Raw genomic sequence first — 25,745 nt, 5'->3', positions numbered from 1 at the left:
GCTTTCCTACCTTAAGTGGTTAACAAAGTTTCTTGTCACGAGGGACCAAACGGAAGTCTGCTCGTTTTCACGCGAATTAATGTTACAAATTCTATCCATTTCGTTACAAAATGGCATTCGCTTTCTCCATTCTCCTTTACCTGCACTTCCGTCAGCATTCCTTGCGGTTTGCTTGCCATGTAGGCGAAAATACAGGCTTACCCTGTTCCTTCTGTCATACAACAGTGGGTTAGGTGACTTCTCTATACCGGTGATTTGCGTACATCTAGAAATGAGAAATGTCACATTACCTTTTTGGTTAGAGCTTATCAGCATCTTTAGCTCCTTCATAATTACGATACTTTGAAGTTTCACTTACGTTCACCATACCACTAGCCTAGCTCTCCAACCACATGATGCTTGTAGTTTATGCTCCTCTCACGATTGAGCATCTTCTTTTTCAAGAGGAGGTTCATTGTCCGCATCGCTTGGCACCAACCGGTTGCCCGATTCGCACTGATGCGTAGACTCAGATGGCAAAACATCTGGTTTAATAAGTTTTAGAATCCTTTCAGTTTCTTTCTGAATGAATTCCTCTCCTTTTAAACAATATGACCGAAGACTTTCAGGTCGCACCATCTCAATTATATACCTGTTCCCACTAGAATCCCTGCAAAGAACATCAACTATACTTTGCTTATCAGAGGCAATTTCAGCATCTTGAATAGTGCTTAAGAATTCTACTTCTTGTATAGTGTTGACTTCAGTACATCCTAAAATATCGTTTAAAAAATGGATAAGAATATTCTTATTTTTTTTTCAGTGCCAAAGATTTTTTTGAAACACAAATCATTGCGAGGATCGAGAAATTTTGAAAGAGCCATAGTAAAAATACTGAGAAAAGATTAATAATTATACACTATTATTAACAATTATTCAACCATATTTTTGAAGATAGCTATACCGCCGCGGCGCTAACACGTAGCGGGATGACGGTTGTCGTTTAGCCATAAATGTTTAAGAAATTTACCAAGCGAAAAAAAGGCAAAAGAAGCCCCGTGGTTATTATCCGCTTTAAAATATTGGCGTTTTTTATGTTTTAAACGCTTGACAAGCAAGATTAAGCCGCTTTTAATTGCAACTAACCTACGCTGCAAATGTTTAAGAAATTTACTAAGCAGAAAAAAAAGACAAAGAATCCCCGAGTTAGCTAGTCTTTTACTATCTCTGTCGAGTATTGGCATTTTTTGATGTCTTGTAACGCTTTATAAGCGCGTTCAGCTTATTTAGATAAAAATCTAGATGTAGATGAAGTTTTGTAAAGACATACAGTATCTATATACTGCAAAAAATTGAACATAAGACGCCGATACATTAAGTAATCCTTACCTTTTAATCTGCAGATTGGCGAAAGCAAACACAATAGCTTCACCATCATGATAAGGGCGCTGGCGGAGGGTGTCAAGTAAGTTTTTTGTTTCTGCGAGCTACTACCCTTTCTTGGTGGACTAAAATCACAACAGCTGCAGAACCTAAATTGCTTCATACTACACCTTTCCCCTTTCCCCTGAAACTAAAATCTATATACTTAACTTTAGAAACTTTAAAATAAGATGCGATCTAATATTAGGCAGTTATTTTACTATATAAAGCCTAATCTATCCTATTTTGTCATAGCTTTTATTGCAGTTTTATTTTCAGCCTTAACGATCCTCCTCTTTGGCAGAGGCTTAAGCAATATAATTGATTCTGGCACAGAGCACGATTTTACTACCAAACTATTAGTTGCAATACTTATAGTTTTAGCCATTTCTCTCACTGCATTTACTCGGTTATATTTCATTGGCATTGGCAGCGAGAAAGTTATCGCAAGAATCAGATATGACTTATATAGCAGTATCACTAACTTGCAACCAAGTTTCTTTGAGAACACAGGCGTACAAGATGTTATCTCAGCGTTAATTACTGATACCTCTGTGCTGCAATCAATAATAAACAGCAGCTTAATAACCATATTACGAAATTTTGTGATTCTGATTGGCAGTGTTGCTATGTTATTATATACAAATATACAACTAACTGCGTATGCAGCCGCAATAATACCTATACTACTCATTATCATGACCTCACTTGGAAAAAAAGTGCGTAGCTATGCACGCTTTGCCCAGGATAAATTAAGTGAGCTTGCGTCATTTAGTGAGGAAAATTTTAGATCTATAGTGACTATCAAATCGTTTGTACTCGAAGAAAATGAAAAAACCCGTTTTAAGGAGTATTTAAACTCAGTATCAAAATCATACGTAAAATTAGTACTCTTGCGTGCTATTCTAGTAACTCTAGTTATCACGTGTGTGATAGGTTCACTAGTTGTTTTGCTCTTTTTTGGTATTAAAGAAGTCTTAAGCAATAATATAACTATTGGAGAACTCTCCTCATTTGTGTTTTATTCAGCGCTTGCGGCAGGAGCTATAAATAATTTGAGCGATAATATCAGTGATTTACAACGAGGTCTTGGAATAGTAGAGCGTTTATTTGAATTTAAAAATATGAAAAGCTCTATAGCAGATCCCGATGATCCTATAAAAATTTGTAGTGTTCAAAAGGGAATTTCGTTTAATGGTGTAACATTTTTTTATGCTGATAAGCCAGCATTAGATAACGTATCATTTTCTATAGAGGCAGGTCAAGCAGTATCAATTGTTGGACCATCTGGCAGTGGTAAAAGCACCATTTTAAAGCTTCTGCTCCGTTTTCATGATCCAAACAAAGGTAGCATTACTATCGATGGGCACAATATTAAGTCAATTGCGCTAAATGACCTCAGATCGTTGTTTGGCTTAGTGCCACAAGATCACATGATATTCTCTTGCTCAATAATGGAAAATATACTATATGGCAAACCAGGTGCCGAATATGAGGAAGTGAAGCAAGCAGCCATCAGCGCTTATGCGATGGAATTTATTGATAAGCTGCCTGATAAATTTGATACATTTGTAGGAAAAAGAGGATTAAAACTTTCTGAAGGACAAAAACAACGTATTGTAATAGCAAGGGCCATACTCAACAATCCTCAGGTTTTAATACTGGATGAAGCAACCTCTGCCCTTGATTACAAAAGTGAGAACCTCGTGCAAAAAGCATTGAGCACGTTAATGCAAAACAGAACAACAATCGTAATTACACACAGGCTATCAACCGCACTCAAGACTGACAAGATTATAGTAATTAATCATGGAAAAGTAGAAGAAGTAGGCACTCATGACTCTCTAATAAGTAAAGACGGGCTATATGCAAAACTGGCGAAGATACAGTGGAATTGAAAGAAAATTTAAATCATACCGTTAGTTGATATGCTAGATTTATAATTAAAATTATTAAATTTTTAATTTTATTATTTTATAATGGTTCCATAGTTATCCGGAAATTTCGTGATCTGTAGTTTCTTTCATTCACGTTATATTCATAGCTTGTTCTATCTTAATGTAATTCCAATTTTGACTGTATAGGAGGTCTCTATGTTAAAACATAACTATAGTGATAAAATCAATAATCGCTATTCATATACTAACAAATTTTCTTATAGTGATGAGGGTGTAGACGAGACGATCAAGGATAAAATCACAACTGAAGATCAGGTAGTAACTGATGATGTTAAAGAACCTGATGCTGGTAATGATGGTTACAGTGAAGGTATGGCTTTCTCTTACCATGGTTACGGCAACGACTTAATATAAACTCTGATCCAGGAAGATAAAATAGTTAAGATAAACCTTCAACTAGCCCCACTTATTCGCTATATTGTTGGAGGTTTTCATAGTTTTTCTAGTTGATGAACATTTTCAAAAGGGCTTCTTCCTTAATTTTGAGTAAATTAAACGAGTTGAAGCAAAGGGGTATTATAAATACAGATACAACAAACTTTATCGTAGAACCCCCAAGTAACAGAGCACATGGAGACATTTACACAAACGTTGCTATGGTACTCGCAAAGCATGAAAAGAAGAATCCCATTGAAATTGCAGAGGTTTTAGCCAAAGAATTTGAACTTTTTGATGAAGTTGCAAAAGTGGAAATAGCGGGCCCTGGTTTCATCAACATACACTTAAAAATAAAAGTATGGCATGGGATTTTAAAACAAATAAATGAGCTAAAAACAGAGTTTGGCACCCTAGATATAGGGAACAATCAGGCCATCAATGTTGAATTTGTATCTGCAAATCCAACTGGTCCACTGCATATTGGTCATGCAAGAGGGGCAGTATTTGGTGACGTTCTGGCAAATTTATTGAAAAAAGTTGGTTATAAAGTTACTAAGGAATACTATATTAATGATGCTGGAGCGCAGATAGATACGCTAATTCGGTCAGTATATTTGCGGTATAAGGAAACTCTGGGAGAAAAAATCAGCATCGAAAAAGGTTTATACCCAGGTGAATATTTAAAACCAATAGGGACTGGGCTGGCCAAAAAATATGGCGCAGAGCTTCTAGAAAAGCAAGATAATCAAGTGATTAGAGACTATACTTTAAGTTCTATCTTAGAAATCATAAAGGAAGACATGAACTTACTTGGAGTAAATCATGATGTTTTTACTTCAGAGTATGAGCTACAAAAAAGTGGCAAAATTGAAGAGAGTATAAAGATATTGTCTGACAAGGGTCTAGTGTATGAAGGGTACCTGGAGAAACCAAAAGGCAAAGAAAGTGAAAATTGGACTTCCAGAAAAGAAATGTTATTTCGCTCTACAAAATTTGGCGATGATGTTGACCGCGCACTGAAAAAAGAGGACGGCAGTTGGACTTATTTTGCCTCGGATATTGCTTACCATTTTGATAAGATATCACGTGGTTTTAACAATATGATCGTAGAGCTTGGTAGTGACCACGGCGGTTATGTCAAAAGACTTAAAGCAGTCGTCTCTGCGCTAAGTGATGATCAAGCAAAAATAGAGGTAAAACTGCATAATATTGTGAATTTTTTCGAGAATGGCAAACCTGTTAAGATGTCCAAAAGATCAGGAAATTTCCTCACAGCAAGGGATGTAGTGGAAGAAGTTGGCAGGGACATAACTCGTTTTATAATGCTAACACGCAAGAATGATATGGTCTTGGACTTTGATTTTGCTAAAGTTAAAGAACAGTCAAAAGACAACCCTATTTTTTACGTGCAATATGCGCATGCTCGTGCTCATTCGTTAATGCGTAATGCTCCAAAAGAGCTCCCAACAGCAGATCCTTCACTTTTAAGGACAGGTGGAGAGCTCTTCCTCATAAAAACCTTAGCAAAGTGGCCAGATGTGGTAGAAATTGCAGCAAGGCTTTGTGAGCCACACAGAATTACTTTCTACTTACTTGAAGTTGCAGAAGCGTTTCACGTTTTATGGGGGTATGGCAAGAGTGATTTAAACATGCGTTTCATACTGGAAGACAACTTAAACCTCACCGCTGCAAGAATGTTTCTCGTGCAGGCCTTAGCACACGTCATTGCTTCTGGACTTTCTATCTTTAATATAGAGCCGTTAGAAGAAATGAGTTGATTTTTTTTTGTTACAATATGTAATGATCAAAATATTATTCAAAGTAGGGTAAAGTTATGACGATCAGTTTTAGGGAGTATTCAACTGTATTCACTGAAGTTGCGGAACAGACAGATTTAAATGGAAATAACATAATTGAAAGAATAAAAGGGCATTAGCATAGATCCCGCTAACACGTAGCGGGATGACGGTTGTCGTTTAGCTATAAATATTAAGAAATTTACCAAGCGAAAAAAAGGCAAAAGAAGCCCCGTGGTTGGCTAGTTACTTACATTATACTTTCAAGTATGGCGTTTTTTTATTCTAAACGTCTAATAACCACGACTCAGCTGCTTTTAAGCTGCAACTAATCTAAATTATAAACATTAAGAAATTTACTAAACAGAAAAAAAGGCAAAGAAACCCCGTAGTAGCTAGCATTCAAATTCTCCCTTGTCAATTTGACGTTTTTTGCTGTCTTAAACGCTTTGTAAGCGCGTTTCGGCTTATATAGGTAAAAACCCAGAAATTTTTAAAGACATGCGATGCACGTAGTGCGAAAAATTAAACATGAGACGCCAGATACGTTGAGTTTTTTTGTCATTTAATCTGTACAGAGAAGATAAATAAATAGCTTCGTTTTCATGATAAGGGGGTTGGCGAAGGGTGTCAAGTAATTCCGTTCCTTATGGGTAAAAAAAGAGAAACTCTAAGTTGCAGCCGCACAATGTTTCTCTTTTCTGCTGTTGATGATTATTTCGCCTATTGTAACTGCCGCTAGAATAAAGCAATAATATACCTGTGTTAATAAAGAAATAGGTGATACAGAGGCGATGCTACCTGCTAGCAATAGTTGGGAACCATAAGGTAAGATACCTTTTGTAGTACAAGCAAAAACATCTAATAAGTATGCGCTGCGATGTGGCGCAATACTGTGTTTTTGTGCAAGCCCTTTTGCAATGCCACCACTTAGTAAAATAGCAATGGTATTATTGGCAACTAAGGCAGTAAACATAGACGCAATTCCTGCTATCACAAATTCAGCTTTAGTTTTTGTGATATTGCTTTCATCGATGAGTTTATGCAACGCTTTTTGACCTTGCTTGTACATTATATGGCTCAATCCACCGATAAATAGAGCAAATATCACTATTTCGTTTACTTTTTTGAAACCGTCATACACGTCATGAGGAAATTGAATGATAGCATAGTCAAAAAAAGTTATTCCTAGCACACCGGCAATAATTATGTTTATAGTTATTGTTACTAAAGTGGCGACTTCAAGCAGCCCCATGATTATTAAAGAAATGTAAGGAATAATTTTTATTATAGAATAATAATCTAAATTTGATATAGAAATAATTTTTGTACTATTTGAGGCAACTGCTAGGTAGATGAGTGTTATAATGCTGGCAATAAGTGCAACTTTAGAGTTCATTTTAAGTTTATCTTTTGCTGAAGCTTCCTGTGAAGAAACAGATGCAATGGTGGTATCAGATATCATCGAAAGGTTATCGCCAAACACGGCACCACCTACTACAGTTGCAGTTCCTATTTCGAGACCAAAAGCTCCACTTTTTGCCAGATTAACAGCTATAGGTACCATCAGCGCAACAACTCCCATAGATGTGCCAATTGCAGTTGAAATAAAAGCAGAAGCCAAAAATACTCCAGGCAGCAGTAATCTTGCTGGAAGGAAATTAAGAATTAAATTAGCAACAGTGTCTGCGCTACCGATTGATTGAGTCACCGCAGAAAATGCTCCAGAAAATAAAAAAATTAAACACATAGTAAGGGTGTTTTTGTCACCCATGCCCTTGATAACAGTATCGATGTTATGCTGAATTTTATTTGTACCACGTGAGACAGCAAAAAATAGTGCTGGTAATAAGCAGACTACTGGTGAAACCTGATGAAGTGGATTATCAGTTCCGATAAAAGAAAAATAAGCACCACTTCCAAGATACAAGATCAAAAAAATAATCAAGGGGACAAAAGCTGTCATTTTACTGTACCTAAACTTATAACTATAATTAATTAAGTGGTTTTAAGCAAGTTTAGTTTTCACTAGTTCTACAGGAAGTCAATAGCAGAGTTTTAAACTTCATATTTAATCTACTAAATAAATAGCACATGTAGCTTATTGCTTGACAATAGGATCTAATTGTTGTCTAGATTCCAGCATCACGCGCACAACTGTACGAACATTTGTTTGCGAAGAAATGTTATAGCTGGTTTTGCCTCAAACACAAAGATGTCATCCGAGTAGCTGACTACTTGGATCCAGCTGAGTTGGTGAGTATAAAAGTATAGCTAACGCGAGCTCTACGTCATACCGCCGCGAACCGTCATACCGCGATTCATTCGCAGTATCCCTTAGCCGCCAACAAGCAGCGGGATGACGAGTTACTATACCGCTGCGAACCGTCATACCGCCGTGGTATCTCTAGATCCCGCTAACAAGTAACGGGATGACGGTTGTCGTTTAGCTATAAATGTTAAAAAATTTGCCAAACGAAAAAAAAGGCAAAAGAAACCCTAGGGTAGCTAGTTATTCACTATCCATTTTTTAAGTTGGCGTTTTTTTATGTTTTAAACGCTTTATAAGCGCGTTTCAGCTTATGTAGGTAGAAGTTTGGTAAAGACATAAGGTGCACATAGTGCAAAAAATTAAACATGAGACGCCAGATACGTTGAGTTTTTTTGTCATTTAATCTGTACAGAGAAGATAAATAAATAGCTTCAGTTTCATGATAAGGGGGTTGGCGAAGGGTGTCAAGCAAGTTTTTCGTTTCTATATGCGCTACCTTAAGACTTCAACGTCTTAACGCACCTAACTCCATCTGCATATAAATTTGCATGGCTCTTTCCAGTATTAAGCAATGCAAATCCAATGTTGTCTACACTAGAGCGCAGTTCCCCTATTTCCTCATTGTTTTCATTTGTCACTTTAGTGCCAATATCTGGAAGTGCGTTATCCCCCTCAACAAGGTAAAGTTTTCTTCTGAATATTTCTTGTCTGCTCATTCGATTTACAACTTCCTGACCTATATAACACCCCTTATTAAAGCTTATACCGTTTACTTTATCGATTAAAAATTGCAGCGGAAACGATGAATTCTGCACCATATCTTTCACTCCATCTGGAACGAGATTTTGAATTCTGACTTTTTCATACTGAGTAAAATCCCCAACCGGCTCTTTTATTTCATCTTTATGTATGATCCTCATTCCTAGCAGCTTGTGCCTTGGATCTTGAAAAATAACTTGTGATTCACTACTACACTCCGCCAACTTAGTATTAAACAAAACTCCAACCTTATATAGTGCGCTAACGTCCTTAATTTTCACTTTCAAATAAGTTTTAAGCAAATCCAGTTTCTCGATTATTTGCTGCAAGTGCATGTTTTCGCACTCCAAGAGGGTGTATTTACCATATTCAATAAGAAAAAAATCATATAGATATTTTCCCTGAGGGCTAAGCAATAAAGAGTAAATGGCTTTTTGGCTATCCAACTTATTAATATCATTGGTTATAATACCCTGCAGAAAATCTCTAGTGTCAGGCCCATATAGCACTATCACACCACGACTTAAAAATGGTATATAACTCATGAAATCTCTATAAATAAATCTAAATTTTATTATATAACATTAGGCTCTTTTAGAAACTGCTTTTGGCGTGCATATTTTACAAGCTCCAGCCCTTGAAATCTAACTTACGAGTATATACATATAAACTTATAAGTTAATTTGTTGATGAGGAAAAACAAATGTCAGGTGTAAGTTTAAATGTATTAGATGATAGCGTGCTGATCAAGCCTATTGGCGGAGAAAAGCAAGGTGGAATTGTGCTTCCATCAAGTGCTGAAAAGAAACCTACTAAAGGTGAAGTTATAGCAATTGGTGAAGGTTCGCGCAATTCAAGTGGCGAACGCGTAACTTTAACTGTGAAAGCTGGTGATAAAGTGTTCTATCGCCAATGGGCTGGTACAGAAATAGAACATAATAATGAGAAGCTTATCGTGATGAAGGAATCCGATATACTTGCTGTCATTAAGTAGCAGTCTTTATTTTACTAAACTGAAACAAAGCGCAACATGGCGCATTGTAAATGATTTTATTATAGTTTTCTAAATTTTTTATTAACAAGAGGTGATAAAAATGACTAATGTAGTAGTATCAGGTGAGCAGTTGCAAGAAGCCTTTCGTGAAGTTGCAGCAATAGTGGATTCAACGGTGGCAATAACTGCAGGGCCTAGAGGAAAAACAGTAGGGATTAATAAGCCCTATGGAGCACCAGAAATTACAAAAGATGGTTATAAGGTGATGAAGGGTATCAAGCCTGAAAAACCATTAAACGCTGCGATAGCAAGCATCTTTGCACAAAGTTGTTCTCAATGTAACGACAAAGTTGGTGATGGTACAACAACGTGCTCAATACTAACTAGCAACATGATAATGGAAGCTTCAAAATCAATTGCTGCTGGAAACGATCGTGTTGGTATTAAAAACGGAATACAGAAGGCAAAAGATGTAATATTAAAGGAAATTGCGTCAATGTCTCGTACAATTTCTCTAGAGAAAATAGACGAAGTGGCACAAGTTGCAATAATCTCTGCAAATGGTGATAAGGATATAGGTAACAGTATCGCTGATTCCGTGAAAAAAGTTGGAAAAGAGGGTGTAATAACTGTTGAAGAGAGTAAAGGTTCAAAAGAGTTAGAAGTTGAGCTGACCACTGGCATGCAATTTGATCGCGGTTATCTCTCTCCGTATTTTATTACAAATAATGAAAAAATGATCGTGGAGCTTGATAATCCTTATCTATTAATTACAGAGAAAAAATTAAATATTATTCAACCTTTACTTCCTATTCTTGAAGCTATTGTTAAATCTGGTAAACCTTTGGTTATTATTGCAGAGGATATCGAAGGTGAAGCATTAAGCACTTTAGTTATCAATAAATTGCGTGGTGGTTTAAAAGTTGCTGCAGTAAAAGCTCCAGGTTTTGGTGACAGAAGAAAGGAGATGCTCGAAGACATAGCAACTTTAACTGGTGCTAAGTACGTCATAAAAGATGAACTTGGAATCAAGATGGAAGATCTCACGCTTGATGATCTTGGTACGGCTAAAAATGTTAAAATTACTAAAGATAATACCACAGTTGTCAGCGAAAATAGCGATTCTGACAGTGTGAAAGCTAGAATCGGGCAGATTAAATCTCAAATTGAAACTTCAACTTCTGATTATGATAAAGAAAAGCTAAGAGAACGTTTAGCAAAATTATCAGGTGGCGTTGCTGTGCTCAAAGTTGGTGGAGCAACTGAAGTGGAAGTTAAAGAACGTAGAGATAGAGTCGAAGATGCGCTGCATGCAACAAGAGCTGCAATTGAAGAAGGTATAGTTCCAGGTGGTGGGGTTGCGCTTCTTTATGCTTCATCTGTTCTCGACAAATTAAAAGGTGCAAGTGACGAGGAACAAATAGGCATAAACATTATCAAGAAAGTTCTCAGTGCTCCAATTAGAAGGTTAGTCAAAAATGCTGGTCTTGAATCTGCTGTTATAATTGACTATTTGATTAAGCAGAATGATAAAGAGCTTATATACAACGTTGAGGCTATGAATTACGCTAATGCATTTACAGCTGGTGTGATTGATCCAGCAAAAGTGGTGCGCATTGCTTTTGAAACAGCGATATCTGTTGCGAGTGTACTGATTACTACTGAATCTATGATAGTTGATGTACCAAGCAAAGAAAATGCTTCATCTCCTATGGGTGCAGGAGAAATGAGTGGCATGGGTGGATTCTAAGTAGAATGAAACCGTGGAGCAATTGCTCCACGGTAGTTCCAAAAAATCTCACATTTTACTATTCGTTAAAGGTAATACGTTTGGTGCAGAAATGCACTACTGTTTGCATCCGTTTCACTCCTTTATATTGTGGTTGTCTAATAACAAAAAGGCAGCATAAGAAAACTATAACCCCTAGTATATTTATACTATAGCTGACCCAAGCAACACGTCATACCGCGATTCATTCCACAACTGTACGAACATTACAATATGGCACATAGTAAACGATGTCATGAAAGTAGCTGACACTGGGATGACACCCTTTTGGATGGAAACCAGTGTCACGCACTGGCATGACACCCATTTGTTCCTATAGTTGTCTTTTCTCGTCTACCTTATTTTGCCACTCTGCTGAACAGATACAATTTACAACCACCCCCCTACCCTTTTTAGTTGTTCAGCAAATATAGAGAGGTTAAAGGGAGTGGTATTACTTAAACAACTAAATAAAAAACCAGGTAGATCATTCTGAAATTCTTGCATTTTTGTCCATAATTTTGTTAAATAACTTCCCTTTTGGTCATATCGAACCAAATTTCTTTTTTACACCACCTTTTAAGCCACTTTCGTTAGTTTTTGTCATAATGCGATCAAACACTCCCAATAACCTCTTTAATAGGTTTGGAGTTAGCGAAGAGATAAGATCAACAGATACGTTATTGTTTTTGTCATCACCACTTGCTTTATAGTCTATTGAAACGATTCCCCTACTTTTCCCACCAGTAAGAAGTTTTCCAATTATAGGAATTTTTAACAAAGATTTATTAATTGAATATGATGGTATTACTTGTCCTGCAACCTGGAATTTATAATTTCTAATATCGAGCTTACCACCAGTGCTAATACCTAACTCCGCCCCTTCAAGCCAAGATTCTTCAATTTCAATAGTGCCATCTTTGTATGAAAAAGGTGCATTACATTTGTAAAAGTATACACCTTCATTTTTTATGGCATTTACAATGCCAGGCAATGAAGACATCGACAATAAAGTAGTAAGTAGTGGAGCATCTTTGATGTAGAAATTGCTAATGGATAACGTACCATAATGTTCTCCACTTTCTCTCTGAGGAGAGAGATAAAAAGACAATTTGCCGTTTTTAATTGATTTACTAATGCCTAAGGAACGCAAAAGCATACCTGAATTATCCGCATATATTTCGAGCCCTATTCCACTGTATTCTGCTAGTATGTTGCTGCTATCTTCCAGAAACTGCCCTGTAAATTGACTTCCATTGCAATTACCTTTAGTACAGGTTACATTCAGCTTAGCATTTTTGATAACGATGCCTTCTTTCATAATTACATTGTCAACATTCATACTAATCTCTATATCTTTATTTAATCCATTACTGTTTTTGCCAAGCAAGCCTAAAATATCACTTAAGTTAATTTCCTCACCATAAATAGTTATGGCATTTTTCTCCTTACCTGATTCAATTTCTATACTAAAATCATTATCAGGCAATTTAAAGCTACTAGAATTTAAATATAAATTTCCATTTTCTACTCTTCCGCTGAATTTTATATCTAGGTCATTTCCTACAATGTCTAATTTATCTACTAACAATTCACCTGCTCCTTTTAACCTTGTAGAAAACAAAATTTTATTGTGATCTTCAAAGCGATTTTTCCACCCTAAGTAGCTTGAATGTGATTCAAATTCTGATAAATCTATATCACCATTAACATACCCCGTCTTATCTTGATTTATCACTGACTCTAAATTTGCACTGACATAGCCACTATCAAAATTAAATATTTGAGCGGGTAAATCTCCGGTCAAATTCCAGGCGAAACTTTCATTCCTATTGCTACTTTTCAGGTCAAATAATAGCTGTGTGTTATTCACCATACCACTACCATTTAAATCTATAAAGTCACTGCCAAAACTAATCTTAATATCATATTTACCAAGACTTGCATTATAGACGGCCAAATTGTCAATTTCAGAATGAAAATTTGCTGAGAAGTCTACTTTTTTGTCATCAGCATTTAGATTAAAAATGCGAAAATTAAATACGGATTTTGCCATTCCACTTACTTTATCCCTTTCAACCTTCACCACATCATCCAGCTTAAATCTTATAGGCTCATATAAACCATACGCATCACTTACAGCTTTGCCATTAATGGTTAGAACTGAATCTTCCTTATTTAGAGATTTCATTTCAATATCACCACCATTAACAGTGAAATTCTGAAACTTAGCGCTATTTACAGTAATTTCAAGATCGTTATTCTTGATGATCAAATCACCCTTTAATTCCTTTACTTGCTCAAGATCTTCATCAAATTTTACGCTACCGTTTTCTATATCAGCAACAATTACAATGTCTGACAGATCGTCATCAACCAAATTGTTAATTTTGCCATTGAAACTTACAATGGTATTTAAAACATCCCCATCAATATTATCACAATACCAGCTTTTAAATTTACTATTTACTACACTATTTGGTATATAAGTACATAAATCCTTTGCAGCAAACTTACTAATATTAATTCTAAGCAAAGCATGGCTTGTACTAAAGTTCATTTTGCCTATTAAAGAGAGATACGTGCCATTTAACTTAAAATGAAAGTTTTTTACACTAATAATTCCATCACTATATGTTAAATTTATATTTACATTAGTTAAGGCCAAATTTTTGTTCAAATAATTTTCTGTATTTAATACGTATATATTTCCATCTACAATTTCATCCTTTTTATTAATTTTCACTGAGAAGCTTCCTTTGAATCCTATATTTTTGTCCAAATTGTAGCTTTTAACTAATGTAGAAAACTTGCTCAATAGTCCCAATTTTAGATCATAAAATGTCCCGTACACATTTAGCAAATTGTTGCGATTTTTTATCGTAATTGATAAATCATCCAAAAATCCCTTTCCATCTTTTGTATTCACATGAATATCTAAAACATTAAAATCTTCCCCCTTCCCTATATATAATTTATCAATAAAAAATTCATCTTCTGTGCTTTTATCAATAGCGATGTTAGTAAATTCAATTTTTGAATCCGCATTTAAGTCAAAAAAAAATTCCCTTATTGTTTTTAATAGATTTTTTGCACTACTTTCTGTCATCTTGAAATTCTTCCCTGTCATCCCAGCACTCGTCCTTGTCATCCAAGTAGCTTGACTACTTGTTTCTTTTTTTCTAGATTCCAGCGTCACGCGCTGGAATGACACCGAAGGAAGGCGGTTACTACTTAAATAATGATTATCCAAAAGGTCTAATGAGTTTTGCGGATTAACATTAGTTTCTTCTCTCTTGATACATACATGCACATTATCAGCTGAAACCTGAGAGAGATTTGTGCTAGCTTTAAATAAGGAACTTAACTTAAAATGTACAAAAAGCTCAGGAACTTTTATAGTAAAATTAGGGTTTGCTATTGCCAAATCCGCAATGACTAAATACGGATCTTTGCCATCTTTCTGCCAAACAACTGAGGTATTCTCCATATTAACGCTTGAGCCAACAAATATTTTTGATATTTTATATTTAACATAAAAATCAATATAATTAATATTGATTTCTAAAGGCTTAAAAAAAATAAAGAAGCACAATATGAATAATAAAGCTACGGAAAATAATATAGTAATTTTTTTAAGCATCGATTATTGCTTTTCTTGCTAAACTATCAGTCTCCTCATTATACTTATCGCCACTGTGTGCTTTAACCCACTTCCAATCAATTTCGTGTTGTGAAGCAACGTTGTCTAGCTCTTTCCACAATTCCATATTTTTTACTGATTTTTTATTACTTGCTTTCCAGCCATTCATTTTCCACTTATTTATCCATTCTGTTATGCCATGCTTAACATAAAGACTATCCGTATATAAATTAATATTACAAGAAAATTTCAATACTTTCAGCCCATTGATCACCGCTGTTAACTCCATTTTATTGTTTGTGGTATTTTCTTCTCTACCACAAATGTCTTTTCTGTAATCTTGAAATAATATGATAGCTGCCCATCCTCCCGCTCCAGGATTACCAGAACACGCCCCATCCGTATATATTGTCACTTCTTTTTTACTCACCTTTGCTTATATCGGTTAACAAAGTATATAGTTGCTTTTATGAAAGCACAATTTCTAAAGGTAGTTTAAGCTGCACCTTTAAATTTTATTATAGAAACAAAAAAAAGTGTGACAACGAGCATTACCAAAAGGAAAAGTAAAAAATAGTTTTTATGCTTCTGCCGTTCTTTCATAACTAAAATAAATCAATAGAACAAAAAATAATACTGGCGAATAGGGAAAATAGATAAGAAATTGAATAAGAAAACATTTTTTTCTGTGAGCTGTGATTCTTGAACTTCATAACAGATACAGCGTACCAAATAAAAACGCAACCTTCAAAGGTTGCCATGCTTAGATAAAGTAAAGCCTTTTTCAAAAATAGAGCCGGAAGCAAGCTAGTTAGCACCAGCAAAACACTATAAATTAATATATATTTTCTTGTTTTTTCCGGACCATAAACAATATTGAACATTGGAATTGATGCCTTTGCATAGTCTTCAGACTTATTTAAAGATAGGGCCCAAAAGTGTGGTGGAGTCCACATAAAAATTACTAAAAATAAAATGAAACTTTCCCAACTTACAGAATTAGTCACAACTGCCCAGCCAATCATTGGAGGGAAAGCACCTGCTGCACCACCGATAACGATATTCTGCGGAGTACGCCTTTTTAGCCAAATTGTATATATGAAAACGTAAAATAATATGCTAACAGCAAGCAAAGCAGCAGAAATATAGTTTACTGCTATTGCCATGATAAATACTGACAATATTCCAAGAGTTATACCAAATTCAAGCGCACTTTCTGCAGAAACTCTACCTGAGGGTATAGGGCGGTTTTTTGTCCTTTCCATGAGCAGATCTATGTCTCTGTCATACCACATATTTATAGCACCTGCAGATCCTGAGCCAAGAGCAACACATATAAGAGATATTAGTGCTAGAAAAGGGTGCATACTACCTGGTGCAGTAACCATACCAGCAACTGCAGTAAATACCACAAGATACATTATCCTTGGCTTCAGCAAACGCCAAAAATCCAGTATTGTTGATTCAACATTTAGCAAAACACTTGTGTACATTCTATTTTACCACTGGTGGTTTTTCGAAAGTATGAAAAGGCGGTGGTGAAGATACCGTCCATTCCAAGGTGTCACCTCCCCAAGGATTATCTCCAGCTTTCTTGCCCCATTTAAAAAGATGTATAACTATAAACACAAAAAACATAACTGAAACAAAGGACATATACGAACCAATTGAGGATATATAATTCCAAGGGATAAACGCATCAGGATAATCAGGTATACGCCTTGGCATACCAGCTAATCCTAAGAAATGTTGAGGTAAAAAAGTGATATTGGTGCTAATAAAAGTAAGCCAAAAGTGGATTTGACCTAAGCGCTCATTATATTGTTTACCCGACATTTTACCAATCCAATAATAAAAGCCAGCAAAAGCTCCAAATAATGCAGCAAGTGACATGACATAATGGAAGTGAGCAACAACATAATAGGTGTCGTGCAGGAGCTTATCTATTCCACCATGAGAAAGAATTATTCCCGTTATGCCACCGCCAACAAACATGAAAATAAAACCTAGTGCAAATAGCATAGGGGTCTTAAACTCAATTGCTCCACCCCACATAGTTGCAATCCAGCTAAAGACCTTTACACCAGTTATAACACCGATAAAAATTGTGGTAGTGCTAAAAAATGCAGCAGCGTCAGCACTAAGCCCAACAGTGAACATATGATGAGCCCAAACCATAAAGCCAAATACTGCTATACCTATCATTGCATAAACCATCCCTATGTAACCAAATACAGGTCTGTGAGAAAAAGTTGATACAACCTGACTTATGATGCCAAATGCAGGAAAAATAATTACGTAAACTTCTGGATGACCAAAAAACCAAAATAAATGTTGAAATAACACAGGGTCACCACCACCGGCAGGATCAAAAAAGGAAGTACCAACATTGCGATCAGTAAGAAGCATAGTTATAGCACCGGCAAGTACTGGTAAGGCAACAATCAACATAAATGCTGTTAGCAAGACAGACCAAACAAACAGTGGCATCTTAGTTAATGACATTCCTTTTGCGCGCATGTTAAATATAGTAACTATAAAGTTGATCGCCCCAACAATTGACGACATACCAGCAATGTGGAGTGCAAGTATAGCAAGGTCAACTCCTGCACTTGGATGGAACATTACCTGTGATAAAGGTGGATATAAAGTCCAACCTGTACCTGGACCTTCACCAATAAACACTGAGAGAATGAGCAAAATAAAAGATGACACTAATAACCAAAAACTTAAATTATTCATACGAGGAAATGCCATATCTGGTGCGCCAATCATGAGAGGTACAAACCAGTTACCAAATCCTCCCATGAGGGCTGGCATTATCATAAAAAACACCATTATCAACGCATGCCCTGTAACCATTACGTTATATAATTGATAGTTATTGTTAAGTATATTAATGTGCATTAGCTGAGTGCGAATAATCACCGATAATAATCCACCAATAATTCCAGCTAATATGGAAAAAATAATGTACAGTGTCCCTATGTCTTTATGATTAGTGGAAAACAACCAACGCTTTATGCCCCTTGGTACGTCACTCATATCTATACTCCAAATTTAACTCACTAATTTTCTATTTTCAATCCACTTATTAAAATCTTCTTTGCTTACTGCTTCAACAACAATTGGCATAAATCCATGGCCTTGACCACACAATTCATAGCACTGCCCGTAATAAACACCAGACTTTTTGATATTAAACCACGCCTCATTCAGCCTACCTGGTATCGCATCAATTTTTACACCAAAAGCCGGTACTCCCCAGCTGTGTATCACATCTCCTGCTGTAACTTGTAAACGAACATTAGTATTAATGGGTAAAACGATGTTGTTATCAACAGAGAATAGCTTTAAATCTCCTTCGATAAAGTCTTCTTTTCCCTTAATATAACTATCAAATGACACACCTTGATATTCTGGATATTGGTAACTCCAATACCATTGATGGCCAATAACTTTCAGTGTTATATCAGCTTTCGGTATTTCTTCCTGTAGCTTCAGTAATTTAGCGTTTTCAAAGGCTAATATTCCAACAATGATAGTTGGTATAACAAACCAAATAATTTCTAAAGGAACACTATGGGTAGTTTTACTTATGTTTGTTACTTTGCTTTTACGAAAGCGAAACGCTATATAAGCAAGCAGCGCCCACACAAAAAGCATTATTGTAACCATCACAAGCATCACAAACGAATGTGACCTAACTACAGCCTCCATTACTTCAGTTGCAGGAGCAGGAAATCCAAATTGCCAGGAAGTAGGAGCAGAGGCAACAGATATATTTGAGTAAAATATTATCAATAGTGCAAATAACTTCACCATATCTTTTGTTTGTTTGCTATAAAACTAAGTGATATACTGTATAATAGTATATATAAACTTACTATGCAAATAGAGATTAGTGATGGTTAATAATTTTTTAGCATTCAACAAGTATAATAGTACAATGCTAATTGAGGAAAAAAGCATTTACATAAATCTATTGTAAGTAAAAATATTATAATATTTTAAATTAAGTATTTACTTTAAGTAAATTCTATAATAAGTTTAATAGTGTCTGTTACTGCTAATAACCCTCTAGCCTCACACCTAAAAGCAGTAACAGACACTATTAAACTTTATGACAAGTTTATAATCTGTAAGATCAAAGTCTTACAAGTTTCTTTATTTCATTATACATTGCAGTTTGTTAATTAACTTTTAATGCCTATGGTGGCATTTACAGCTTGGACCAAAGGTTTATGTATTATAGAAAATAATTATAAAAAAAACACACTATTTGTATACCATACAAACTTTTTTTATTCTGCATAGCTGAGTTACTAGATTCTGTAAACGAAATCTTTAGAGAAGCCAAATGGGCAAAGTTTCATGAAGGTCTTTGGCATCTCTTAGCATAGATCCCTTACTTAACCATCATACCGCGATTCATTCGCAGTATCTCAAAGCATAGATCCCGCTAACACGTAGCGGGATGACGATTGTCGTTTAGCCATAAACATTAAGAAATTTACCAAATAAAAAAAAGGCAAAAGAAGCCCTGGGGTTATTATCCGCTTTAAAATATTGGCATTTTTTGATGTCTTGTAACGCTTTATAAGCGCGTTTCGGCTTATATAGGTAAAAACCCAGAAATTTTTAAAGACATGCGATGCACGTAGTGCGAAAAATTAAACATGAGACGCCAAATACCCTAAGTTTGACTCGCGACATAATGTTGAACATTTTTTTTTGCATTTCCAGAGCAAGTTCTTGAAACCTAAACATTATATGTACATCATCATGATCAATTCTAATGCATCTAACTAATGCTATGATGACCTTACCCAGAAAAAGTAGAGAGAAAGTTAAGACGTTTTTATCATGAGAATAAATTGTGCAGGAATGCAATAGTTAATAGTGACGTTGTTTGTTATAAAAAATTTCTATGTATTCAAATATTGCAGTTCTAGTGTGTTGAGCAGAGTGTTGTGAAGTATCAATAAGTATTTCTCTTTTCAATGAGCTAAAGAAGCTTTCTGCAACAGAATTGTCGTAACAACAGCCTTTATTACTCATCTATATTCTTTACAGCTAAGAGATATTGATACCCTTGCGCAGTATATTGTGAACCTTGGTCACTGTGCAGCAGTAGATTTTTAACAGGTTTACGCCTATTAATGGCCATTAATAAAGAGTTCATAACCAATTGTTTATTTATTGCACTACTCATTAACTACCATACGTGAGAATTATTGCTGCCAAATATAGCCATCCCTCCTTGGTTTTGATGTAAGTAATCCCATACTTTATTTGGTTGATCAACAATAAAGTTTTGGTCTAATATATTGGGAGCTACAGCTCTATTATCTGTTTGTTGTTTTTTAATTTTAAACTTTCTTCTCAGTATAGCCCTGATGTCATTTTTCTGCATAATACTTTGCACCGTTTTCAAATTGCAACTTTTACCCAAAGCCTTCAATTCAGCATGAATTTTAGGAGCTCCATATCTACATTTAGAAACTTGATATATTTTTTGAATAGCTTCGAGTAGCTCTTTATTTGCTGATTCTCTACTGCTTATTTTTCTTGTAGTCCACTTATAGTAGCCACTAGCAGAAAATCCTACATAATTCCTGTACTTTATAGCAGTTACTATATAAAAAATATTTTACTCTTTTTGACTGGCCAGGGCTTTTTTTTAAATGTCTCTTTCCCTTGTTACTCTTGCTTTGTAAATCAAACCTCTCTTTGTCATAAGGTGCTACATCTGGAAATGCATTTGCCGCTGACTTTTTTTCGTTATATTTCTTCATCCATTTTCCTAATACACTATCCCTTATTCCTAGATCTCTTGCTACTTTTGCAACTGGTTGACCTACCTTTCTTTGTTCATTTGCCAGTTTAACAGCTTCCAATTTGAATTCTGCTGTATATTCTCTTACCATTTCTAATCCTCCAAAATTTTATTTTACCCAAAAAAACTCCTTTCTTTCTCTCCACTTTTTCTGGGTAAGGTCAGTTTACTGGCCTCTCCATGAGTGAGATTGAAAAATTAAGTGGAAATCTGTGAACGGTTACCTTGGATGACAGAAAAGAGTGTTGGAAGGAGGCAATATTAAAAACTTAATTTCAGTCCAGCCAAGAACACATAACCAGAGTTGTTATTTTCTATTTTAGGCTCTTTTGTACTAAACTTTACAATATCGAAATAGTATGAAGTACCTAAAAAAAGAGAATTTTCAAGACTTAAAGCATATGATGTTAACTCGTTTGTACCTTCGCCTGCAATATCCCTACCACTACTAAAATATGTTAAGCTCGATTTGTAAGAATCAGAACGGTAAGCGATACCTGCATTCATATAATACGTATTATTTGTTTCAGGATTACGCTTCTCACCAGATTTACCACCATTACCATACGAAAAAATGCAATCAAGATCGAACAATTTTAGCTTCAAACCAAAATTCCAGTGTAGTAATTGATTGCGGCATTCATAATTTTTAGAAGTCCCATCTGAGCAATCAGTTAAATTTTTTCTTGCAAATTCACCAGTTAAGGCAGTAGTAAAACCTATATCATCTGACAAGCTGTTTTTATAGGAAAGGCCAGCAGCAATTAAATTGCTGTACTGTAAGTTATTTTTTCCTGGAACATAACTGAATCCGAGTTGAAAGTTATAGATTTCAGGGGAGATGTAGTTAATTGATGATTGTTTTAACCCTAGTTCGAGTTCATTATAATCGCTATAAATATTGGGCTTGACCCAGAACACCTTGTCTTGATCATATCCAGGGTCACCATCCTTTTTATGATCACCGCGCAAATTTGCATAGTTTGTCCAATGACCATTTACTCCTCCAGCAGCTGCATAAATTTTTGAAGTGTTAATTAACATGCTCTGACCAACTAAACTTCTTTTACCATATTCAATTGATCCAAGTTCCTGGTTTTTTATGATAAAATACCATTCCTCCATGTCTAACTTTTCTATGTCTAACGCTTTTAGGTTTGCAATACCAGAAACCCCTGCCTTAACATTAACCCCCATTTGAGTATTTGGATAAACTTGCTGTAAATAAAGAAAGCGCAAGTATGAATAACTTGAAGTTTTATCCTTAGGCTTAGCATTGAAAGAATCTCTGTTGAAGGCGTAGCCGAATCTCAAATCTATTTTTCCGTCTAGTTCTGCATAAAATATTTCCTTATCCAAAATTGTTTTAGAGCTAGCACTATTCTGCAAAAACAATGATGAAAGCAGTGCTACCAGGTAGTACTTTAACTTCATAAATAAACTTAAATCTTTATAAAAATTTAAGTTTAAACTCAATATAAATAAAAAACAACTTTTCAGAAGGCACCGCTGGTAGATTTTGCTGCCTGTTTTTGAGCTATATTCCCATAAATTATTGATACACTTGGTAATTTTTGCATTAATAACTGCTTATTAATGGCAGAATGTATACGATTAATTATTTTAGATGTACTTTTTACATCGCAGTTAATCAAAACAAAAAGCACTTTATTCTCATCAATATACCCTAGAAAATCATCACTACGGCAATTTTTATAAAAATGTTCTATGACAACTTTCAGTGCATCATTTGTCTCGCTACAGCTACTATTTAAGCCAATTATTCCTATAGCTGCATTAATTTGATGTTGAAAGGCGAAATTCAATATAACGTATAACTCTAGAATAGTGGACTCATTGCCCGGTATATCGAATAAGTCATGGTTTTTATATTTCTTACCTATTAGATATTCATCTCTAAAGATTCCTAATTTATGGGACAAACTGATATCACGTATTAACAGCTCATAATTTATTTTATTACTGGCAAATTGTGCAGTGCGGAAAACTTTTACTTTTGTCCTGACATCTTCTCCTTTAGCATCAGTTAAGGAAAAATTTATCACTTTAGGTAATATATCAAGTAAATCGTGCCCATTTTCAGTATACTCTAAATAATTCTTCATGTCGTCAGCTGCTCTTGCACTTAAAATATTGATTAACGGCTTATTAAGCAAATTCCCTTCCTCGTATTTTAACAAATTCCTTGCGGCTTGATTGAGCCCTAAAATTAACACGTTTTTTTTCTTATTATCCTGACAAACAGATACCACAGCATCATCTTTTCTTCTTGCAGTTATGAAATCATCCACACTTTCATTCTATACAGCGTATTTATAAGTATAATAAGATTATATTAAGATTTACTTGCTTATTGATATGCTTAATTAGGTATAGACAAAATGTCATACGGGATGGCTTTGTTGTAGAAGAATCAAGATTACTGTTTATAGACTTCAAGTTACTGCAAAAAATATTTTAAAACATAGTGATATCTTGACTTTACCTAGTTAATATTCCAAATTATAAAAAAACAGATAGTTCTATGACGACAAGTCTATTACAAGGCAAAAAGGGATTAATAACCGGAATAATAAATAAGAGATCAATAGCATACGGTATAGCAAAAACTCTCTCAGAGCACGGAGCAGAACTTGCAATCACCTACCAGAATGAAATAATAAAAGAAAAACTGTCACCAATAGCAGATGAACTAAATGTGGAGCTAATATTACACTGCGACGTTTCAAATGAAAAAATCATAGATAACGCTTTCGAAATAATAGAGAAAAAATGGGGTACTCTTGACTTTTTGGTGCATGCAATAGCATTCTCCGATAAAAATGAGTTAGATGGTAAATATGTCAATACTTCACTGGATAACTTCCTCAATGCAATGCATATATCGTGCTATTCTTTCACTGCTTTAGCACAAAGAGCTGAAAAAATGATGTCAGGTGGTGGTAGTTTGCTTACTTTATCTTATTATGGCGCTGAAAAAGTTATGCCAAATTATAACGTTATGGGTTTATGTAAAGCGGCACTTGAAGCAAGTGTAAAATATATAGCATGTGATCTCGGGCCACAAAATATCAGAGTAAATGCAATTTCCGCTGGTCCAATCAGAACTTTAGCATCTTCTGGAATAAGCGATTTTCACTCCATATCAGAATGGAATAGAAATAATTCTCCGCTCAGACGCAATGTTACAATAGAGGATGTTGGCAAGGCAGCGCTATACTTATTAAGCGACCTAAGTAGTGGCACTACTGGAGAAATTTTGCACGTCGATTCAGGATATAACGTTGTGGGAATGAAGGTGGTTGACTAACAAAGCACTAGTTCCTTCGGGTTCATACACAACTCTATCAGGAGTTTTGTGACTGTGATTGCAGAAAACATCGAACATAAAATTCCTATTGATAGAGTGACAGAAAAGCCTCTTATTGCTCCACTGCCAATAATGAACATTATTCCTGCAGCAATTAATGTAGTGATATTTGAATCCAGTATTGTCTTTATAGCGTTTTTAAACCCTTCTTCAATAGCACGTTCCACTCTCTTGCCAGATTTGATTTCCTCACGAATTCGCTCAAATATTAAAACATTTGCATCCACCGCCATACCAACAGTAAGTGCAATACCGGCAATTCCAGGTAAAGTTAGAGTTGCTTCAAGCAGAGTGAGAATTGATAATATAAGAACTACATTAGAAAAAAGTGCAACAGAGGCCAATACACCTAATTTGCCGTAAGTGATGATTATAAATAAAGCCACGGCTATAATAGAGATTGTTGCTGCCATTTCCCCTGCCTTTATTGATTCTTCTCCAAGACTTGGGCCAATGTTTTTTTCTTCAATTATTTTAAGTGGTGCTGGCAGTGCTCCAGATTTTAAAAGTATTGCAAGTTCGCTTGCTTGTTTTTCAGTGAAATTACCGCTAATTTCTCCCTCTCCATTTAAAATTGGCTCACGTATTGTAGGTACTGTTAAGACTGTGTTATCCAGAACAATTGCAAAAGGTTTTCCCACATTTTCTTTAGTGATTTTTGCGAATCTTTTACTCGCTATGCTGTCAAATTTAAAATGCACTGTTGGTTTACCTAAGTGACCAAATCTAACTGATGCGTTAACCAGCGAATCACCACCTATTTCAGTTTTGCGGAATATTGGATAAGAATTACCTAAAGAATCCTTGAGCATGACAGTGGTTTCATGGTCTATATCCTGCACCCTGGCTATGTTAGTGTTTGCCAAATGAAAAGCTAGCTTAGCAGTTTTGCCAAGCAGAGATTTTATCTGCTTGGTATCTTCTACTCCAGGCACCTGCACTAATATTTTATTCTGCCCTTGTTTTTGAACGCTGACTTCCTTTGTGCCAAGTTTGTCCAAACGGCGCTGGACATTGTTTATTGATTCTGCAGCTACTTCACTGATCAAAGAATTTTTATAATGGGGTTTATACGAAATGAGAATTGAAGAATCTTTTCTATTTAGCTCTAAATTTGGATTTATCGCATTAATCAACACAGATGCTTTTTTATAATCATCAATATTATTTAAAGTTATAACGCTATTTTGTACGTTAGATTCAATATTTTTTGTTAGCAATGTCTCTTTTATTTCGTTAGCTAGCATGCTTAGCTTTTCCTTAAAATAGAAGTCTAAGTCTATGTTTAAAAGCAAAGATGCCCCTCCTTTCAGGTCAAGGCCTAAGTTTATTCTTTTTTTCGAAATAAAAAGCTTATTATCAAAGAAATTTGGCAGTGTTATGTACAAAGCAAATAAACAGATGCATAATACTGAAAAAGATTTGACTATAAGTCTGTTATACATAAGTTGTAGGTTTAAAATTGTAATAATTGATTGTAAGTTAAAAATAGATTTTTGTAAAATTCTCTATTTGACCTTACCCAGAAAAAGTAGAGAGAAAGTTA

The 25,745-nt window shown here is 35.2% G+C and carries 20 protein-coding genes and 2 pseudogenes; 6 read left to right on the top strand and 16 right to left on the bottom strand.

What is annotated here, in order from left to right; all coding sequences use genetic code 11:
- Positions 1-6: 6 nt before the first annotated feature.
- The 3 genes and pseudogenes from ACEL90_RS03325 to ACEL90_RS03315 form a co-directional block, all read right to left on the bottom strand.
- Positions 7-330 carry a hypothetical protein gene (locus tag ACEL90_RS03325; RefSeq protein ID WP_423348614.1) on the bottom strand — a complete coding sequence of 108 codons (324 nt, stop codon included), beginning with the start codon at positions 328-330 and terminating at the stop codon, positions 7-9.
- An 87-nt stretch (positions 331-417) separates the two neighbouring features.
- Complete coding sequence (locus ACEL90_RS03320) at positions 418-618, bottom strand: hypothetical protein (protein ID WP_012481961.1); 201 nt, start codon at positions 616-618, stop codon at positions 418-420.
- Positions 616-863, bottom strand: a pseudogene (locus ACEL90_RS03315) (PD-(D/E)XK nuclease family transposase); the annotation flags it as partial. The gene ACEL90_RS03320 and the pseudogene ACEL90_RS03315, both read right to left, overlap by 3 nt.
- A gap of 729 nt (positions 864-1,592) precedes the next feature.
- On the opposite strand from ACEL90_RS03315, the gene ACEL90_RS03310 reads away from it, so the two are divergent.
- From ACEL90_RS03310 to argS, 3 genes are all read left to right on the top strand, one after another.
- Positions 1,593-3,299 carry an ABC transporter ATP-binding protein gene (locus ACEL90_RS03310; RefSeq protein ID WP_423348640.1) on the top strand — a complete coding sequence of 569 codons (1,707 nt, stop codon included), beginning with the start codon at positions 1,593-1,595 and terminating at the stop codon, positions 3,297-3,299.
- A gap of 195 nt (positions 3,300-3,494) precedes the next feature.
- A complete protein-coding gene (locus tag ACEL90_RS03305) occupies positions 3,495-3,713 on the top strand; it encodes a hypothetical protein (protein WP_077188094.1) in 219 nt (72 codons plus the stop codon).
- A gap of 95 nt (positions 3,714-3,808) precedes the next feature.
- Complete coding sequence (gene argS, locus ACEL90_RS03300; protein ID WP_423349289.1) at positions 3,809-5,515, top strand: arginine--tRNA ligase; 1,707 nt, start codon at positions 3,809-3,811, stop codon at positions 5,513-5,515.
- A 688-nt stretch (positions 5,516-6,203) separates the two neighbouring features.
- On the opposite strand, the gene ACEL90_RS03295 is transcribed toward argS, so the two are convergent.
- The gene (locus ACEL90_RS03295; RefSeq protein ID WP_423348639.1) at positions 6,204-7,499 is read right to left on the bottom strand and encodes a Na+/H+ antiporter NhaC family protein; all 1,296 of its coding nucleotides are present in this window, start codon (positions 7,497-7,499) and stop codon (positions 6,204-6,206) included.
- An 803-nt stretch (positions 7,500-8,302) separates the two neighbouring features.
- Positions 8,303-9,109 (bottom strand): YgfZ/GcvT domain-containing protein, encoded by an 807-nt coding sequence (locus ACEL90_RS03290; protein ID WP_423348638.1) that lies wholly within the window; start codon positions 9,107-9,109, stop codon positions 8,303-8,305.
- A 158-nt stretch (positions 9,110-9,267) separates the two neighbouring features.
- Here ACEL90_RS03290 and ACEL90_RS03285 point away from each other — a divergent pair, with 158 nt between their 5' ends.
- Together ACEL90_RS03285 and groL are read left to right on the top strand one after the other, a co-directional pair.
- The gene (locus tag ACEL90_RS03285) at positions 9,268-9,558 is read left to right on the top strand and encodes a co-chaperone GroES (RefSeq protein WP_423348637.1); all 291 of its coding nucleotides are present in this window, start codon (positions 9,268-9,270) and stop codon (positions 9,556-9,558) included.
- A 100-nt stretch (positions 9,559-9,658) separates the two neighbouring features.
- On the top strand, positions 9,659-11,308 hold the full coding sequence (groL, locus tag ACEL90_RS03280) for a chaperonin GroEL (RefSeq protein ID WP_423348636.1): 1,650 nt from the start codon (positions 9,659-9,661) through the stop codon (positions 11,306-11,308).
- A gap of 223 nt (positions 11,309-11,531) precedes the next feature.
- On the opposite strand, the gene ACEL90_RS03275 is transcribed toward groL, so the two are convergent.
- The 10 genes and pseudogenes from ACEL90_RS03275 to ACEL90_RS03230 all read right to left on the bottom strand — a co-directional run bounded on the left by ACEL90_RS03275 (position 11,532) and on the right by ACEL90_RS03230 (position 23,120).
- Positions 11,532-11,654, bottom strand: a complete 123-nt coding sequence (locus tag ACEL90_RS03275) for a hypothetical protein (RefSeq protein ID WP_423348635.1) — start codon at positions 11,652-11,654, stop codon at positions 11,532-11,534.
- A 62-nt stretch (positions 11,655-11,716) separates the two neighbouring features.
- Positions 11,717-11,884 (bottom strand): hypothetical protein, encoded by a 168-nt coding sequence (locus ACEL90_RS03270; protein WP_265044237.1) that lies wholly within the window; start codon positions 11,882-11,884, stop codon positions 11,717-11,719.
- Positions 11,871-14,969, bottom strand: a complete 3,099-nt coding sequence (locus ACEL90_RS03265) for an AsmA-like C-terminal domain-containing protein (protein WP_423348634.1) — start codon at positions 14,967-14,969, stop codon at positions 11,871-11,873. Before ACEL90_RS03265 ends, ACEL90_RS03270 begins: the two co-directional genes overlap by 14 nt.
- Positions 14,962-15,399 carry a ribonuclease HI gene (rnhA, locus tag ACEL90_RS03260; RefSeq protein ID WP_423348633.1) on the bottom strand — a complete coding sequence of 146 codons (438 nt, stop codon included), beginning with the start codon at positions 15,397-15,399 and terminating at the stop codon, positions 14,962-14,964. The genes ACEL90_RS03265 and rnhA overlap by 8 nt, the downstream gene beginning before the upstream one ends.
- A gap of 175 nt (positions 15,400-15,574) precedes the next feature.
- Positions 15,575-16,462 (bottom strand): heme o synthase, encoded by an 888-nt coding sequence (locus tag ACEL90_RS03255; RefSeq protein ID WP_182309217.1) that lies wholly within the window; start codon positions 16,460-16,462, stop codon positions 15,575-15,577.
- A gap of 1 nt (position 16,463) precedes the next feature.
- Positions 16,464-18,014: a cytochrome c oxidase subunit I gene (gene ctaD / locus ACEL90_RS03250; RefSeq protein ID WP_423348632.1), complete on the bottom strand. Its 1,551-nt coding sequence runs from the start codon at positions 18,012-18,014 to the stop codon at positions 16,464-16,466.
- Between the two features lie 15 nt (positions 18,015-18,029).
- Entirely contained in the window at positions 18,030-18,794 is a 765-nt protein-coding gene (gene coxB, locus ACEL90_RS03245) for a cytochrome c oxidase subunit II (RefSeq protein ID WP_012673173.1), read from the bottom strand.
- Between the two features lie 1,025 nt (positions 18,795-19,819).
- Positions 19,820-20,899 (bottom strand): annotated as a pseudogene (locus tag ACEL90_RS03240) (IS3 family transposase).
- A 170-nt stretch (positions 20,900-21,069) separates the two neighbouring features.
- A complete protein-coding gene (locus ACEL90_RS03235; protein WP_423348631.1) occupies positions 21,070-22,242 on the bottom strand; it encodes a porin in 1,173 nt (390 codons plus the stop codon).
- A gap of 62 nt (positions 22,243-22,304) precedes the next feature.
- Positions 22,305-23,120, bottom strand: coding sequence for a hypothetical protein (locus ACEL90_RS03230; protein WP_423348630.1), 816 nt, complete (start codon positions 23,118-23,120; stop codon positions 22,305-22,307).
- 233 nt (positions 23,121-23,353) lie between these two features.
- Here ACEL90_RS03230 and ACEL90_RS03225 point away from each other — a divergent pair, with 233 nt between their 5' ends.
- Positions 23,354-24,139: an enoyl-ACP reductase FabI gene (locus tag ACEL90_RS03225; protein ID WP_151808061.1), complete on the top strand. Its 786-nt coding sequence runs from the start codon at positions 23,354-23,356 to the stop codon at positions 24,137-24,139.
- Here the strand turns inward: ACEL90_RS03225 and secD are convergent.
- On the bottom strand, positions 24,136-25,644 hold the full coding sequence (secD, locus tag ACEL90_RS03220) for a protein translocase subunit SecD (RefSeq protein WP_423348629.1): 1,509 nt from the start codon (positions 25,642-25,644) through the stop codon (positions 24,136-24,138). The genes ACEL90_RS03225 and secD overlap by 4 nt on opposite strands.
- Positions 25,645-25,745 lie beyond the last annotated feature (101 nt).

Origin of the sequence: Wolbachia sp. wLmal, from assembly GCF_049435495.1 — a bacterium.
Taxonomy (GTDB): Bacteria; Pseudomonadota; Alphaproteobacteria; order Rickettsiales; family Anaplasmataceae; genus Wolbachia; species Wolbachia pipientis.
Note: the sequence above shows the minus strand (reverse complement) of the source record. Positions and strands in the feature narration are given on the sequence as shown.

Bases quoted from the DNA above. Each gene is read 5' to 3' on its own strand.
- ACEL90_RS03290 (WP_423348638.1), bottom strand. From the start codon at position 9,109: ATGAGTTATATACCATTTTTAAGTCGTGGTGTGATAGTGCTATATGGG.
- ACEL90_RS03265 (WP_423348634.1), bottom strand. From the start codon at position 14,969: ATGCTTAAAAAAATTACTATATTATTTTCCGTAGCTTTATTATTCATA.
- ACEL90_RS03295 (WP_423348639.1), bottom strand. From the start codon at position 7,499: ATGACAGCTTTTGTCCCCTTGATTATTTTTTTGATCTTGTATCTTGGA.
- ACEL90_RS03305 (WP_077188094.1), top strand. From the start codon at position 3,495: ATGTTAAAACATAACTATAGTGATAAAATCAATAATCGCTATTCATAT.
- coxB (WP_012673173.1), bottom strand. From the start codon at position 18,794: ATGGTGAAGTTATTTGCACTATTGATAATATTTTACTCAAATATATCT.
- secD (WP_423348629.1), bottom strand. From the start codon at position 25,644: ATGTATAACAGACTTATAGTCAAATCTTTTTCAGTATTATGCATCTGT.
- ACEL90_RS03285 (WP_423348637.1), top strand. From the start codon at position 9,268: ATGTCAGGTGTAAGTTTAAATGTATTAGATGATAGCGTGCTGATCAAG.
- ACEL90_RS03255 (WP_182309217.1), bottom strand. From the start codon at position 16,462: ATGTACACAAGTGTTTTGCTAAATGTTGAATCAACAATACTGGATTTT.
- argS (WP_423349289.1), top strand. From the start codon at position 3,809: ATGAACATTTTCAAAAGGGCTTCTTCCTTAATTTTGAGTAAATTAAAC.
- ctaD (WP_423348632.1), bottom strand. From the start codon at position 18,014: ATGAGTGACGTACCAAGGGGCATAAAGCGTTGGTTGTTTTCCACTAAT.
- ACEL90_RS03310 (WP_423348640.1), top strand. From the start codon at position 1,593: ATGCGATCTAATATTAGGCAGTTATTTTACTATATAAAGCCTAATCTA.
- ACEL90_RS03235 (WP_423348631.1), bottom strand. From the start codon at position 22,242: ATGAAGTTAAAGTACTACCTGGTAGCACTGCTTTCATCATTGTTTTTG.
- ACEL90_RS03320 (WP_012481961.1), bottom strand. From the start codon at position 618: ATGGTGCGACCTGAAAGTCTTCGGTCATATTGTTTAAAAGGAGAGGAA.
- ACEL90_RS03275 (WP_423348635.1), bottom strand. From the start codon at position 11,654: ATGGGTGTCATGCCAGTGCGTGACACTGGTTTCCATCCAAAAGGGTGT.
- ACEL90_RS03225 (WP_151808061.1), top strand. From the start codon at position 23,354: ATGACGACAAGTCTATTACAAGGCAAAAAGGGATTAATAACCGGAATA.
- groL (WP_423348636.1), top strand. From the start codon at position 9,659: ATGACTAATGTAGTAGTATCAGGTGAGCAGTTGCAAGAAGCCTTTCGT.
- ACEL90_RS03325 (WP_423348614.1), bottom strand. From the start codon at position 330: ATGAAGGAGCTAAAGATGCTGATAAGCTCTAACCAAAAAGGTAATGTG.